The organism is Xanthomonas sp. NCPPB 1067 (assembly GCF_020783795.1).
Classification (GTDB): domain Bacteria; phylum Pseudomonadota; class Gammaproteobacteria; order Xanthomonadales; family Xanthomonadaceae; genus Xanthomonas; species Xanthomonas melonis.
Genome location: NZ_JAJGQG010000001.1, coordinates 230208 through 245361, shown reverse-complemented (window position 1 = coordinate 245361; position 15154 = coordinate 230208). Strand labels below are relative to the sequence as shown.

Sequence of the window (15154 nt, the reverse complement as noted above, 5' to 3'; positions counted from 1 at the left end):
ACATCCACCTCCACGACCCAAGCGCAATGACCGCACCTTCTTCCGCCACACCCAGACGCCGCGTCATCCTCGAAGACGATATCGATGGTTTCACCCCCGCGCATGTGCTGCTGTTGCAATCGCCCGAAGTGGAGGTGCTCGGCATCAGCGCGGTCAGCGGCAACATCTGGCGCGACGAGGCGCTGGCGCACACCTGCCGCCTGCTGGAACTCACCGGACACCCGCATATTCCGGTGCTGCCCGGCCCGGTGCACCCGCTGCTCAACAGCGAGGCCGCCACCGAACGTTGGGAAGCGCTGTACGGCAAACTGGTCTGGAAGGGTGCGTGGACCCGGCACTGGGTGGATGGCGACACCGTGCAGAGCGCACCGCGCTATCACGCACACGACGTGGTCCCCGATCTGCCGCTCGGCAACCCGAGCGTGGTGCGCCCCCGCGACGAGCCGGCCGCATTGTTCATGCTGCGCATGGTGCGCCAGTACCCGGGCGAGGTCAGCATCGTGGCCACCGGTCCGTTGACCAACCTGGCGTTGGCGCAGTCGCTGGATCCGGCCTTCGCCACGCTGGCGCGCGAGCTGGTCTACATGGGTGGCAGCCTCAATCCGCGGCAGCAGCGCGACAGCATCAGCGCACGCCAGTTCGCACGCGAGTTCGTCAACTCGCCGCGCCGCGAATTCAATATCCGCTGGGATCCGGAAGCCGCCCGCATCGTCATGCATGCCCCGTGGCGCAAGATCACCATGGTGCCGGTAGACCCTTCCACCGCCACCGAACTCACCCCGCACCTGCTCGCGCGCATGAGTGCCGCCGACACGGCGATCGGGCATGCGCTGCGCCGGCGCGAGCCGGGCTTCCCGATGTGGGATGAGCTGGCCACGGCACTGTGGCTGCGCCCGGAATTGGCCACACGCACCGAGACGCTGTACATCGACACCAACACCGCCTTCGACGCAGGCTATGGCGACATCCTGTCGTGGGCGCCGGGCTACCAGCCCGGGCTGGGCGAACAGGCGCAGACGGTGGTGCATGCGGTGGATGTGGACGCGTTCGAGCAGTTGCTGGTGGAGCGCCTCACCGCACCGCAGCCGCCGGCCGTGGGCAGGCCGTTACCTCCGCTGCCACGGGACGAAGCGGCACGCGGAACAGATGGAGGAGTTGATCACGACGTGTCACGCGTTGCGTAGGTAGAACGCGATCCATCGCGCGCCTGACGAATCGTCGACCGGCCGGGCACCCTGACCCAAACCCCTCTCCCGCAGGAGAGGGGCAGCTTCCGGGACTGAGACGAAATGACGCCTCATGCCGCCCCCGCATGCTTTGATCGCAAAGGCACCCCAACAATGCAGCTGCAACCCGCATTTCCGCATTTCCATCGAATCCTTCCATCCGCAGCGCAAGCCTCATCCAGTTCTCGACTGCAGTAACCAGATTACTCAGCTCATGCGCTGTATTGCAGTCAATTGCACCGCGTTCCCACGCACCACCAACAACTCATTGACTGCAATCAACCAAGAAACCCGATTTACCGATTCCCAATTCCCAACCCCAAGGTGACCCATGCAACTCCCAGCGCAGTGGCAAGCCGGCATCGATCGCAATACCGATATCCTGCGCGGCCATGCGCACGTGTTGGCCAGCTTCACCCCGCCACGCGCCGCCACCCATGACACGGCCGGCCCGCGGGGCCAGATCGCGGCCATCGTTGCCACCACGCGCAGCCAGCCCGCGCAAGCCGCGCGCCTGGCCACCCAGACCCTGACGCGCATCCACCAGGCCAACGACCGCCTGTGTGCAATCACCCGCCTGCTGCCGGCACGCGCCGCCGCCGATGCCGCGCGGGTGCAGGCGGCGCTGAGCGGTGGCAGCGATGGCGGCGCACTGGCAGGCGTGCCGTTCGTGGTCAAGGACCTGTTCGATGTTGCCGGCCAGGTCACCACGGCCGGCGCGATGCTGCGTGCGCAGGCCGCACCGGCCAACCGCGATGCGGCGGTGGTGCAGCGCCTGAGCGATGCCGGTGCGGTGCTGATCGGCACCGCCAACATGGACGAATTCGCCTACGGTTTCGCCACCGTCAACGCCCACTACGGCACCACCGCCAACCCGCACGACCATCAGCATCTGGCCGGCGGCTCGTCCGGCGGTTCGGCGGCGGCGGTGGCGGCGGGGCTGGTGCCGTTCGCGCTCGGCTCGGACACCAACGGCTCGATCCGCGTTCCTGCTGCGCTATGCGGCGTGTACGGCCTGCGCCCGACCCATGGCACGGTGCCGCTGCAGGGCGTGTTCCCATTCGTCGAGGCGCTGGATGTGGTCGGTCCATTCGCCACTTCGGTGGCCGATCTGCGCCGCGTGCACGAGGTCGTGTGCGGGCAGCCGCTTGCCACCTGCAACGTGGCCAGCCTGCGCATCGCCCGGCTCGGCGGCTGGTTCCAGCGCAATCTCGACCCCGAGCTGGAGGCCGGCCTGGGTGCGCTGATGCAGGCATGCAATAGCAGTGTGGTGGTCGAGCTGCCCGAGGCCGAACGCGCGCGCGCGGCCGCCTTCGTGCTGACCGCGGCCGAAGGCGGCTATCGTCATCGCGCCGCGTTGAGCAGCCATGCCGAGCAGTTCGACCCGGCCACGCGCGATCGCCTGCTGGCGGGGCTGCAACTGCCGGCGAGCGCGGTGGCCGATGCACAGGCGTTCGCGTGCTGGTTCGCCAGCGCAATGCAGGCGCTATGGGACGAGGTGGACGTGCTGATCGCGCCCACCACGCCGTGCGTGGCGCCGCGTATCGATCAGGACACCATCCAGATCGATGGCCTGCCGGTCTCCGCCCGCGCCAACCTGGGCATCTTCACCCAGCCGCTCGGCCTGGCCGGCTGCCCGGTGCTGGCCGCACCGCTGCCGCGTCCGGGCCGGCTGCCCCTGGGCGTGCAGTTGATTGCCGCGCCCGGCCGCGAAGATCGCCTGTTCGCACTGGCCGCGCGGCTCGAACGCGATGGTGTGCTCGCCTTCAGCCCGCCAGCGGAGATGCCCTGATGCTGCAGACCTTGCGTGCCCGCCGTGGCATGGTCGTGGCCCCCCACCATCTGGCCGCGCAGGCCGGCCGCGATGTCCTGTGCGATGGCGGCACTGCGGTGGAAGCCGCCGTTGCCACCGCCGCCTGCCTGGCGGTGGTGTATCCGCACATGACCGGCATCGGCGGCGACGGCTTCTGGCTGATCCATGAACCCGACGGCCGCGTGCATGCCATCGACGCCTGCGGCCGCGCCGCGCAGGCCGCCACGCGCGCGTTCTACCGCGGCCACACCAGCATCCCCTGGCGCGGCCCCGGCGCGGCCAACACCGTGGCCGGCACGGTCTCCGGATGGGCGCTGGCCCTGCAGCACGCCGGCGGCAGCCTGCCGCTGCCACGCGTGTTGCGCGATGCCATCGTGCATGCACACGCCGGCGTGCCGGTCACGCTGGGCGGTGCGCAGATCGCGGCAGACAAGGGAGTCGAACTGCGCGCACAGCCAGGTGCCTATGCCGAGATCTTCGAACCGCATGGCGCGCCGCTGCGCGAAGGCGAGCTGTTGACGCAGCGGCAATTGGCCACCACCTTGCACCGCCTCGCCGAGGATGGACTGGACAGCTTCTATCGTGGCGCACTCGCCGCCGACATCGCCGCCGACCTGCACGCGCTGGGCAGCCCGCTGCGGGCGCACGACCTGGCGCAACATCGTGCCGAGGCCAGCGTCCCCTTGTCGGTGGCCCTGCACGGCGCGCGTGTCTACAACCATGCGCCGCCGACCCAGGGCCTGGCATCGCTGCTGATCCTTGCGCTGTTCGAGCGGCTGCATGCGGACGATGCCGACAGTTTTGCGCATCTGCATGGCCTGGTCGAAGCCACCAAACAGGCCTTCCTGATCCGCGACGCGCATGTCGGCGACCCGGCGTGGATGACGCTGGATGCCCAGGCGTTGCTGGACGATGCGCAGGCGCTGGATGGCTTGGCCGCACGCATCGACATGGCCCGCGCCATGCCCTGGCCGCAGCCTTCGCAGGCCGGCGACACCGTCTGGTTCGGCGCCATCGACGCCGCCGGGCGCGCGGTCAGCTGCATCCAGTCCACCTATTTCGAATTCGGCTCCGGCCTGGTGCTGCCACGCACCGGCATCATCTGGCAGAACCGCGGCTGCAGCTTCCGGCTCGCCGACGACGGCTGGAATGCGCTGGCACCCGGTCGCAAACCCTTCCACACCCTCAATCCGGCAATGGCCGTGTTCGACGACGGCCGCGTCATGGCCTACGGCACCATGGGCGGCGAAGGCCAGCCGCAGACCCAGGCCGCGATCTTCTCGCGCTACGCCCGCTACGGCATGCCGCTGCAACAGGCCGTCACCGCACCGCGCTGGCTGCTGGGCCGCACCTGGGGGCAGGACAGCACATCACTGAAGCTGGAAGACCGCTTCGATCCGGCACTGGTGCAGGCACTGCGCGCAGCCGGACATGCGGTGGAACTGCTGCCGGCGTTCACCTCGGTGATGGGCCACGCCGGTGCCTTGGTGCGCGGCGCCGATGGCACCATCAGCGCCGCGAGCGACCCGCGCTCGGATGGCGCGGCAGCAGGGTGGTGAAGCCTGAACCTGGTTGCATAGCCACACGCAGACAGCGAGTGCGTCCGTCTGTCATCCGACCTGCTGTCACCTACCTGCGCAATGCTGCCCTGATGGACACCAGCGGACGCAACAATGCGCACGATCACCCAATGACGCTCCCGCCACAGCATGCCCCCTGCCGATCGCGCAGCGTGCCGCGATCTGTGCACGGCATCGCATGGCGATCGTATCGGGAACGCTACGCTCATCGCTGCGCCGTGATACGGCATCTCGCACGGGAAGGACACAGTGGCGACACTCAGCGTGGCAATCGAAGTACTGAACACTCCGCCCACCGCCGTATCGTCCAATGGGGTCGGCATCTGTCTGTCCGGCGGTGGCAGCCGCGCGTTGTCGTGTGCAATGGGGCAGCTGCGCGGATTACGCCATCTGGGATTGCTCGACAAGGTCAGCGCGATCTCTTCGGTCTCCGGTGGCACATGGGCCAACGTGGTGTTCAGTTACCTGCCGGAATCGATCAGCGACGACGAATTGCTCGGCCCGGTGATGCTGGATCCGGCGCAACTCACCCTGGACGTACTGGCGCAGATGGCGCCGAACAATCTGGGCCAGGTGCCATACCGCTTGGGCACCTTGCCGATCCTCGACGAACTTGCCGAGTATCGCTCGACCCAGCGCTACGCGCCCTCGGACATGTGGCAAGCGGTGATCGGCAAGCTGGTGCTGCAGGATTTCGGCCTGTGGAATCCGGACGCCACGGGGGTCGATCCGCATTGCTTCACCGGCACCGTCTCGCCTGCGGCGGACAGCGCATCTGCGCAAGGCGCGAACTTGCCCATCAGCAAGGCCTACACCGTGCGTCCCGGGCGCCCGTTGCCGATCTTCAATACCTCGCTCTTCCTCAACGATAGCCCGACCGCCGAACTGGTGCCGTTCGAGGCCAGCAATGTCCTCGGCGTACGCGCCAGCTTCGTGAACCGGCCAGGGCAGCTGGGAGCGGTCGGCGGCGGGTTGATCGAATCGTTTGCGATGGGCAGCGAGTACCTGAGCGACGATGGTCCCGACCGGGTCATCGCCAGCGTGCCAACGCGTGCCTTCAGCCTCAACGATATCGCCGGCTGCAGCAGCATGGCACCGGCCGAAGACTTCGAAGAACGATTCCCCGAGGTCAACGGACTGGTGCCACGCTATCCGTACTGGCCGGTGAACGACCGCCAGCCGCGCGACACGCAGACGTACCGCTTCGCCGACGGTGGCAACCTGGAGAATCTGGGAATCACGCCGCTGCTCGCGCGTGGCTTTGCGCGTCTGCTGGTGTTCGTCAATTCCGATCAAGGCGTGAACGTGGATCCGGAATCGGGCGAGATCGTGGTGGCCGATGCGCTGCCGCCGCTGTTCGGGCTGCAACCGTTCTGCGAGAAAACCCGAAGCTATCCGGTCTACTCCGACACGCAGCCGGGCGAAGGTGCCAATCGCATGTTCCGCCATAACCAGGTGTTCGAAACGACGGCATTCGCGTCACTGCAGCAGGGCCTGCTGGCCGCCAAGAGGGCAGGCGGCTCCCTGCTGGTAAGGCAGACCCTGGCAGTGTTGCAGAACGCATGGTTCAACGTGCCTGCGCAGCCGTCGGTCGAGGTCCTGTGGGTCTACAACGACTCGGTGCATGCATGGTGGAAACAATTGCCTGACGCAACGCAGATCGAACTGGATCTGCAGAGCGTGGACGATTTCCCGCTGTACGGCACCGTCACCCAGCTGCATCTCTCGCACCCGCTGGTCAACGCCGTGGCGCACCTGAGTTGCTGGAATCTTGCTTCCGACAGCACCGTCGGCAATCCCGACGGTCAGACCAATGCCGATGTGGTGCGCAGCCTGTTTGCATGACGCATGCATACGTCCGGCCGCGATGGCTGGCCGGACGCAGCGTCGCATGGCCGCCGGGCAGTCGCCACAGGAGCGCAGGTGCGTCGCCGCTCCCGAACATCGCCCTGATGCCGAGGCCTCAGCCCGCACCCTTCAGCGCGCGCGGCAGGAACTCGCCGATGATCTGCGCGATCTCGGTTGCGTGCGTTTCCAGCGCGAAGTGTCCAGTATCGAGCAGATGCACCTCGGCATGCGGCAGATCCTTGCGATACGCCTGCGCGCCGGCCGGAACGAACGCCGGATCGTGCCTGCCCCAGACCGCCAGCAAGGGTGGCTGGTGCGCGCGAAAGTAGGCCTGGAATACGGGATAGGCCTGCGGGTTGCTGCGGTAGTCGAGAATCAGGTCCAGCTGGATTTCCTCGGCATCCGGGCGCGCCATGTAGGCGATATCCAGGGTATAGCCATCGGGCGAGAGCCTGCTCGGGTCGGCACCGGTGCCGTACTGCCAGTCGCGGATGGTCTGCGGCGATAACGACGCGCGACAGGCCTCGCGATTGGCGGCGCTCGGTTCACGCCAATACGCCTGCCAGGCATCCCATTGGTCGCTGAATCCCTCCAGATAGGCATTGCCGTTCTGGCTGATGATGGCGGTGACCTTGTGCGGGTTTGCGGCCGCAAGGCGCAGGCCCACCGGCGCGCCGTAATCGAACACATAGAGCGCGTAGCGGCTCAGGCCCAGCGCCTCGGTGAAGCCTTCGATCACCTTGTACAGGTTGTCGAAGGTGTAGGCGAACTGCCCGCGCGGCGGTGCCTGGGTATTGCCGAAGCCGGGCAGATCCGGGGCGATCAGCCGGTATTGGCGTGCCAGCAACGGCATCAGGTCGCGGAACATGTGGCTGGCACTGGGAAAGCCATGCAACAGCAACAGCACCGGCGCGTCCTTGTGGCCGGCTTCGCGATAGAACACCTGGACATCGCCAACCTGTTGGGTGCGGTAACTGATCTGGTACGCGGGGTCGTGTGACATGCGGGCTCCTTCGAAGCGTGGGGAATGGGCGTCGGAGGCATCGGCAGCAGGCAGCACGCACGCGCCCAACGCAGAGGCGGTGGCGATCCAGCACACGCGCAGGAAACTGCGGCGGTCGTGTATCGGCGGCGCGCCGAACGGCGTGTAGCTCGTCTGTGTCGCGGTGTGCATGTCGATGCCGATCCAGGTGGATCCGGTGGATTGCCGGCCATGCTAGACGTGGCATCCGGACGCGGGAACCACCGTGCGGCTCAATGCAGCATTGCGCAGCACGCAATGCTGCGCCCGGTGGTCGCGTTCGCTGACCGATACGCGGTGCGCTCGCGTCTGCAGTCCGGTCACGGCGGGCTGCTAGGCTTTGCGCCTTGTCGAGGATGGTTGGCGAAGGCGAGGCAGCGGTGGATCGCATCCAGGAAATGACGCTATTTGCGGCGATTGCCGACCACCCCAGCTTTGCCGGCGTGGCGCGTCACCTCGGCATTTCCACCGCGACGGTCACGCGCACCATCGCGCAGATGGAGCACCGCCTCGGCGTGCTGCTGGTGGTGCGCAGCACCCGCACCATGCGACTGACCGATGCCGGCCAGCAGTACGCCAGCGATTGCCGGCGTCTGTTGGCCGAGCTGGAGGATGCCGAGAACCGTGCCGCCGGCCTGCACGCGCTACCCAGCGGCTTGCTGACGGTGACCGCACCGCAGATGTTCGGCACCCTGCATGTGATGCCGGTGGTCACCCGCTTCCTGGAGCGCTATCCGCAGGTGCAGGTGCGCGCCATCCTGCTCGATCGGGTGATGGCGCTGCTGGACGAAGGCATCGATGTCGCCGTGCGCATCGGCGCGCTGCCCGATTCGTCGCTGACCGCCATCCCGGTCGGCACCGTCCGCCGGATGGTCTGCGCCACGCCCGGCTATCTGCGCACGCATGGCATGCCCTCGCATCCGGATGCCCTGATCCACCATACGGCCGTGGCGATCTCATCGGCCGAACGCGCACCGCGCTGGCCGTTCCGGGTGGACGGGCGCGAGCAGCTGGTGGACGTGGCCGCTCGGCTCAGCGTGAACGCTTCCGGCGCCGCCATCCACGCCGCACTGCAGGGCTGGGGGCTGATCCAGGTGCCGTCTTACCAAGTGCGCGATCACCTGCACAGCGGTCGGCTCGCCTGCGTGCTGGACGCGTTCGAGATCGCGCCCGAACCGGTGCATGTGGTGCACGTGCAAGGACGCCGCGGCTCGTCCAAGGTGCGTCGCTTCGTCGACGAGTGTGTCCAGGCCTTGCGGCAGGTGCTTGAGCAGCCCTGACGCGTGTCGGGCTGTCGCTGATCGGACGTGACGGCACTTGATATTCGCCGGACCGCAGCACGTCCGCCTGGTGCCATCGCCGGATCACGCAGGCACACCGCTGGCCGGCAATCCGCCGCGAACCCCGATCCAGAAACCACCAATCCCGTGTTGCATTTTTTGCAGCGCGAGCGCGCGAAAAAACTCTTTGATGTCGACAGGACCGGCTCCCTATAGTCGAACCGTTCCCCGTTCGCCTGCCATTGGGCCGTCTCCGGCGTCTCGATGGCCTCACCGGTCCCGTCGATGCTTGCTGCCGCGCCGTTCTCATTGCCTGCCGCCGACCACGCCTGTACCGGCGGCGCGCGTGCCGTGGCGCGTTGCGACCAGCTCGGCGTCGCCCCGTACAGCGACACGCCGACCGGGCTGTTCCGCGCCTGGCTCAGCCCCGCCTACCGCGCCGCAGTCGCGCAGGTAGGCGAGTGGATGCGCCAGGCCGGCATGCAGGTCCGGCTGGATGCCGCAGCCAATCTGATCGGCCGCTACGAGGCGGTGCGGCCAGACGCACCGGCGCTGCTGGTCGGCAGCCATCTGGACAGCGTACGCGACGCCGGGCGCTACGACGGCCCGCTCGGCATCCTGCTCGGGATCGAGTGCGTCGCTGCGCTGCAGGCGCAGGCGCGCCGGCTGCCCTTCGCCATCGAGGTCGTTGCGTTCGGCGACGAGGAAGGCTCGCGCTTCCCGGCCTCCATGTTCTGCAGCCGCGCGGTGGCCGGCACGCTCGATCCGGGCGCGCTGGCGCTGAGCGACGCGGCCGGCATCGATGTCGCCAGCGCGTTGGCACAATGGGATCTGGACATCGCGCAGATCCACCACGCCGCGCGCGCACCTGGCAGCGTGCTGGCGTATCTGGAAACGCATATCGAACAAGGCCCTGTGCTCGAAGCCGAAGACCTGCCGGTGGGTATCGTCACTGCGATCGCCGCACAGCGGCGTTTTGCGCTGCGGTTTGAAGGCCGCGCCGGGCATGCCGGTACCACCACGATGGCACTGCGTCGCGATGCCTTGAGCGCCGCGGCCGACGCACTGCTGGCGATCGAACGCATCGCGCGCGATGGCAGCAACGATCTGGTGGCCACCGTCGGCAGACTGCAGGTTGCTCCCGGTGCGATCAACGTGGTGCCCGGCCGCGTGGACTGCACGCTGGATGTGCGCGCCGGCGATGACGCCACCCGCGATGCCGCAGTGCGCGACATCGCACATGCGCTGGCCGGCATCGGCGCCGCACGCGGCGTCGCCGTCGCCATCGAGCCGCTGCAGACCCTCGCCGCCAGCCCCTGCGCACCGGCACTGATCGACCGGCTGGAACAGGCCGTGGCGGCGCATGGCATCCGCCCGCGGCGCCTGGTCTCCGGCGCCGGCCACGATGCGATGACGATGGCCGCGCTGTGTCCCACCGCGATGCTGTTCGTGCGCTGCGCCGGCGGCATCAGCCACCATCCGGACGAACACGTCGACCCGGCCGATGCCGAGGTCGCACTGGCGGTCATGCGCCACTTCATCGAACAGCTGGGAGATTTCCTTGTCGCCTGACCTGCGCCACCTGCACACCTTCGCCGAACTCGATCCGCCACAGCGGCTGCTGATGGGCCCGGGCCCGGTCAACGCGCATCCGCGCGTGTTGCGCGCGATGGCGGCCGACCTGCTGGGGCAGTTCGATCCGGAAATGACCGGCTACATGAACGAGGTGATGGCGCTATACCGGCCGCTGTTCGGCACCGACAACCGCTGGACGTTCCTGGTCGACGGCACCGCACGCGCCGGCATCGAGGCGGCGCTGGTGTCGCTGGTGAAGCCGGGCGATCGCGTGCTGGTGATCGACTTCGGCCGCTTCGGGCTGCTGCTTACCGAGATCCTGCAACGCCTGGGCGCGCAGGTGCACCGCGTGGAAGCACCGTGGGGCGAGGTGGTGCCGCTGGAGGCGATCGGCGAGGCGATCGAACGCGTTGCGCCCGCGTTGGTGGCCACCGTGCACGGCGATACTTCCACCACCATGGCGCAGCCACTCGATGGCCTGGGCGCGCTGTGTCGCGCAGCCGGTGCGCTGAGTTATGTCGATGCCACCGCGACCATCGGCGGGATGGAGATCGCCAGCGACCGCTGGGACGTGGACGTGGTCACCGGCGGCCTGCAGAAATGCCTGGGCGGGCCGTCCGGCTCGGCGCCGATCACCGTGTCCGAACAGGCGGCCGAGGCGATCTTCGCGCGGCGGCATGTCGAGCGCGGCATCGTGCGCGCCGACATCGCCGATGGCCGTGGCCCGCGCATCGCGTCCAACTATTTCGACCTGGCCATGATCATGGATTACTGGTCGGACAAGCGCCTCAATCACCACACCGAAGCCACCACCATGCTGTACGGCGCGCGCGAATGCGCACGCGTTGCATTGCAGGAAGGCCTGCATGCGCGCTTCGCCCGCCACGCCGCTGCCGGCCGCGCGGTGAGTGCGGGCGTGCGCGCGATGGGGCTGGAGGTGTTCGGCAGCGACGCGCACCGCATGACCAACGTCACCGGCGTGGTGATTCCGCCGGGCATCGACAACGATGCGGTGCGGCGACGCATGCGCGAAGACTTCGAGATCGAGATCGGCACCGCGTTCGGGCCGCTGCAAGGCAGGATCTGGCGCATCGGCGCCATGGGCTACAACGCGATGAAGCACAAGGTGCTGATCACCCTGGCCGCACTGGAGGCGGTGCTGCGGGCCGAAGGCTACGCCTGCACGCCAGGCCTGGCGGTGGAAGCGGCACTGGCCGCCTGGCACGCGGAGCCGGCGGCATGAGTGCCGCGCGCGACCTGGTCGGCTACGGCGCCACGCCGCCCCCGGCGCACTGGCCCGGAGGCGCACGCATCGCGGTGCAGTTCGTGGTCAATTACGAAGAAGGCGCGGAGAACTGCGTGCTCAACGGCGATGCCGGCTCCGAGGCCTTCCTGTCGGAGATGGTCGGCGCCCAGGCACAGCCCGGCGCGCGCGCCATGGCGATGGAAAGCCTGTACGAATACGGCAGCCGCGCCGGCTTCTGGCGGCTGCATCGGCTTTTCACCGCACGCGCGCTGCCGGTGACGGTGTTCGGGGTGGCCAGCGCATTGGCCTGCAACCCGGACGCGGTGGCGGCGATGCAGGCGGCCGACTGGGAAATCGCCAGCCATGGGCTGCGCTGGATCGACTATCAACAGGTGTCCGAACACATCGAGCGCGCGCACATCGCCGAGGCCATCGCCGTGCACACCCGCGTCACCGGCAGCCGGCCGCTGGGCTGGTACCAGGGCCGCACCAGCCCGAACACCGCGCGACTGATCGCCGAGGAAGGTGGCTTCGTCTACGACGCCGACAGCTATGCCGACGACCTGCCGTATTACGACACCCGCCACGGCCGTGCGCAATTGGTCGTGCCTTATACGCTGGATGCCAACGACATGAAATTCGTCGCCTACAACGGCTTCGCCGATGGCGAGCCGTTCTTCCGTTACCTGCGCGATGGCTTCGAGCAGTTGCGTAGCGAGGGCGGGCGCATGCTCTCCATCGGCCTGCACGGGCGCATCGCCGGCAAACCGGCGCGCGCGGCGGCATTGGCCCGTTTCGTCGATCACGTGCTGGCCAGCGGCGACGCCTGGGTGGCGCGCCGGATCGATATCGCCCGCCATTGGCTGCAGGTGCATCCGGCATGAGCATCGATGCAGCCCAGATCGATCTGCCCGAGGTCATCGCGCAGGTGAGCGCGGCCTTCCACGCCTACGAGGACGCCTTGATGCGCGATGACATCGCCGCGATGGATGCGCTGTTTCATGCAGCGCCCAGCACCGTGCGCTACGGCGTGGGCGAGGTGCTGTACGGCATCGACGCGATCCGTGCGTTTCGCATCGGCCGCGGCGGCTCGCCGCAGCGCCGGCTGACGCAGGTGCAGGTGCATGGCTTCGGCCAGGATTTCGCCACCACGCATGCAGAATTCGTTCGCGAGGGCAGCAGTGCGCGCGGGCGGCAAAGTCAGAGCTGGGTGCGTTTTGCCGATGGCTGGAAGGTGGTGGCCGCGCACGTCTCGCTGCAGGGCACGCACGCATGAGCGTGGTCGACGACCGCGTTCTGGACGATGCCGCCTTCGTGGCGCGCTACCGCGACCTGTTCGAGCATTCGCCTTGGGTGGTCGAGCGCGCGGTGCGGCGGCGGCCGTTCGACGATGTGCATGTCGGCTTGATGCAGGTCGTCTACGAGGCCTCGCCGGAAGATCAGGTCGCGCTGATCCGTGCGCATCCGGAACTGGCCGGCAAGGCGGCGATCGATCGCACGCTCACCGCCACCTCGGCTGCAGAGCAGGCCTCAGCCGGGTTGGACCGGCTCAGCGAGGCCGAGTTCAGGCGCTTCCACGCGCTCAATCAGGCGTATCGTCATCGCTTCGGCTTTCCGTTCGTGATCTGCGTGCGGTTGCACGACAAGGCCGGCATCCTCGCCGCGCTGGAACGCCGCCTGGAGGCGACGCGCCGCGAGGAAATCGCCACCGCCCTCGCCGAGATCGGCAGCATCGTGCAGCTTCGTCTGGAGGCATTGCCATGAGCCTGGCCCACCTCGAACGCGAGATCGCCCGCGACCTGCAACGCCTGGCCCACGGCGGTGAGACCTGGGTGGCCCCGCGCGTGCATCCGGCCGGGCATGTCTATGACGCCATCATCGTCGGCGCCGGGCAGAGCGGCCTGGGCGCGGCGTTCGCGTTGCAACGCGAGCGCCTGCACAACCTGCTGGTCGTCGACGAAAACCCGGCCGGGCAGGAGGGCCCGTGGGTGACCTATGCGCGCATGCAGACGCTGCGCACGCCCAAGCAGATCACCTCGATCGATCTGGGCGTCGCGTCGCTCACCTTCCGCGCGTGGTGGGAGGCGCAGCACGGCAGCGCCGGCTGGGACGCGCTGGACAAGATCCCGCGCGGCGCCTGGATGGACTATCTGCGCTGGTACCGCGCCGTGTTGCGGCTGCCGGTGCGCAATGCGACCCGGTTGGTGCGGGTGGAGCCCAACGTGGCGCCGGGCATCCACCGCCTGCATCTGGCGATGGGCGCGCCGCTGCTGACGCGCAAGCTGATCCTGGCCACCGGCATCCAGGGTGGCGGCCAGTGGGTAGTCCCCGAGTGGATCGCCCGCGCCCTGCCCGCGCACCGCTACGCGCATACCTCCGGCCCCATCGACTACGCCGCGCTGGCCGGCCGGCGCGTGGGGATCCTGGGCGGCGGCGCCTCGGCGTTCGACAATGCCTGCTTCGCGCTGGAACAGGGCGCGGCCTGCGCGGAGGTGTTCGTCCGGCGGAGCGAACTGCCGCGCATCAACCCGTTCCGGCATATGGAACAGGCCGGCATCATCCCGCGCTTTCTCGCCCTGCCGGATGCGGACAAGTACCGCATGATGGCCAGCTTCTTCGCGCACAACCAACCTCCCACCAACGACACCTTCCAGCGCGCCTGCGCACATGCCGGCTTCGCACTGCATGCGGGTGCACCGTGGCAGGAGGTGGCCGAACGCGATGGCGCCGTGGTGGTGCGCACGCCGCAGGGCGAACATCGCTTCGATTTCCTCGCCATCGCCACCGGGCTGGTCACCGACCCGCAGCTGCGCCCGGAACTGGCCGCGCTGTCCGGGCGCATCGCCTGCTGGGCCGACCGCTACCAGCCGCCGCCAGGCCAGGCCAATGCGGTGCTGGACGCGCACCCCTACCTCGGGCCGGGTTTCGAGCTGCTGCCGCGCGCGCCGGAAGATGCCGCCCTGCTGCACGGGCTGTTCGCCTTCAACTACTCGGCGCTGATCAATCACGGCCCCTCGGCCGCGGCCCTGTCCGGGCTCAAGGTCGCGCTGCCACGGCTGGCACGCGCGGTGGCCGACCAGTTGTTCCTGGACGACCGCCAGGCCATCGTCGATGGCTACCTGGCCTACGACCAACCCGAATTCGTCGGCCAATGGCCACAACCGGCCCAGGCGGTGGCATGAGCACGCTCTCCACCCACGTGCTGGACACCGCGCGGGGACGTCCCGCAGCCGGCGTGTCGCTGCGCCTGTTCGCCGGCCAGGCGCTGCGCCTGGAAGCGGTCACCGATGCGGACGGGCGCTGCCCGGCGCTGGCCGCCCTGACCCTGGCACCGGGCCACTACCGGCTGGAATTCGCGGTGGCCGGCTACTGGCGCGCCAACGGCGCCGCGCTGGCCGATCCACCCTTCCTGGACGTGGTGCCGATCGCGTTCGGCATCGCCGACGATGGCCACTACCACGTGCCACTGCTGCTTTCCCCGTACGGCTATTCCACCTATCGCGGCAGCTGAGCGCGCTGCGGCGCCCCGGCAGCCGGGGCCGCATTGCCCCAACGCTCACGCCAC

The 15154-nt window shown here is 68.5% G+C and carries 13 protein-coding genes; 12 read left to right on the top strand and 1 reads right to left on the bottom strand.

Annotated elements, in window-relative coordinates; genetic code table 11:
* Positions 1-26: 26 nt before the first annotated feature.
* The 4 genes from LL962_RS01040 (at position 27) to LL962_RS01025 (ending at position 6464) form a co-directional block, all read left to right on the top strand.
* Positions 27-1184: a nucleoside hydrolase gene (locus LL962_RS01040; protein ID WP_228315563.1), complete on the top strand. Its 1158-nt coding sequence runs from the start codon at positions 27-29 to the stop codon at positions 1182-1184.
* Between the two features lie 373 nt (positions 1185-1557).
* Positions 1558-3018 (top strand): AtzE family amidohydrolase, encoded by a 1461-nt coding sequence (locus LL962_RS01035; RefSeq protein WP_104586354.1) that lies wholly within the window; start codon positions 1558-1560, stop codon positions 3016-3018.
* Complete coding sequence (locus LL962_RS01030) at positions 3018-4598, top strand: gamma-glutamyltransferase family protein (protein ID WP_228315562.1); 1581 nt, start codon at positions 3018-3020, stop codon at positions 4596-4598. Before LL962_RS01035 ends, LL962_RS01030 begins: the two co-directional genes overlap by 1 nt.
* Positions 4599-4868: 270 nt before the next feature.
* The gene (locus LL962_RS01025) at positions 4869-6464 is read left to right on the top strand and encodes a hypothetical protein (protein ID WP_228315561.1); all 1596 of its coding nucleotides are present in this window, start codon (positions 4869-4871) and stop codon (positions 6462-6464) included.
* 118 nt (positions 6465-6582) lie between these two features.
* On the opposite strand, the gene LL962_RS01020 is transcribed toward LL962_RS01025, so the two are convergent.
* Positions 6583-7641 (bottom strand): alpha/beta fold hydrolase, encoded by a 1059-nt coding sequence (locus LL962_RS01020; protein ID WP_228315560.1) that lies wholly within the window; start codon positions 7639-7641, stop codon positions 6583-6585.
* A gap of 203 nt (positions 7642-7844) precedes the next feature.
* Here LL962_RS01020 and LL962_RS01015 point away from each other — a divergent pair, with 203 nt between their 5' ends.
* From LL962_RS01015 to uraH, 8 genes are all read left to right on the top strand, one after another.
* On the top strand, positions 7845-8768 hold the full coding sequence (locus LL962_RS01015) for a LysR substrate-binding domain-containing protein (RefSeq protein ID WP_228315658.1): 924 nt from the start codon (positions 7845-7847) through the stop codon (positions 8766-8768).
* A gap of 351 nt (positions 8769-9119) precedes the next feature.
* Positions 9120-10340: an allantoate amidohydrolase gene (locus LL962_RS01010; protein WP_230429873.1), complete on the top strand. Its 1221-nt coding sequence runs from the start codon at positions 9120-9122 to the stop codon at positions 10338-10340.
* A complete protein-coding gene (locus LL962_RS01005; protein ID WP_104586364.1) occupies positions 10330-11586 on the top strand; it encodes a pyridoxal-phosphate-dependent aminotransferase family protein in 1257 nt (418 codons plus the stop codon). Before LL962_RS01010 ends, LL962_RS01005 begins: the two co-directional genes overlap by 11 nt.
* The gene (gene puuE, locus LL962_RS01000; protein ID WP_104586366.1) at positions 11583-12473 is read left to right on the top strand and encodes an allantoinase PuuE; all 891 of its coding nucleotides are present in this window, start codon (positions 11583-11585) and stop codon (positions 12471-12473) included. Before LL962_RS01005 ends, puuE begins: the two co-directional genes overlap by 4 nt.
* The gene (hpxZ, locus tag LL962_RS00995; protein ID WP_104586368.1) at positions 12470-12865 is read left to right on the top strand and encodes an oxalurate catabolism protein HpxZ; all 396 of its coding nucleotides are present in this window, start codon (positions 12470-12472) and stop codon (positions 12863-12865) included. The genes puuE and hpxZ overlap by 4 nt, the downstream gene beginning before the upstream one ends.
* Complete coding sequence (uraD, locus tag LL962_RS00990) at positions 12862-13353, top strand: 2-oxo-4-hydroxy-4-carboxy-5-ureidoimidazoline decarboxylase (protein ID WP_104586370.1); 492 nt, start codon at positions 12862-12864, stop codon at positions 13351-13353. The genes hpxZ and uraD overlap by 4 nt, the downstream gene beginning before the upstream one ends.
* Positions 13350-14771: an FAD-dependent urate hydroxylase HpyO gene (gene hpyO, locus LL962_RS00985; RefSeq protein ID WP_228315559.1), complete on the top strand. Its 1422-nt coding sequence runs from the start codon at positions 13350-13352 to the stop codon at positions 14769-14771. The genes uraD and hpyO overlap by 4 nt, the downstream gene beginning before the upstream one ends.
* Positions 14741-15100 carry a hydroxyisourate hydrolase gene (gene uraH / locus LL962_RS00980; RefSeq protein WP_228315558.1) on the top strand — a complete coding sequence of 120 codons (360 nt, stop codon included), beginning with the start codon at positions 14741-14743 and terminating at the stop codon, positions 15098-15100. The genes hpyO and uraH overlap by 31 nt, the downstream gene beginning before the upstream one ends.
* The last annotated feature ends 54 nt before the right edge of the window (positions 15101-15154 follow it).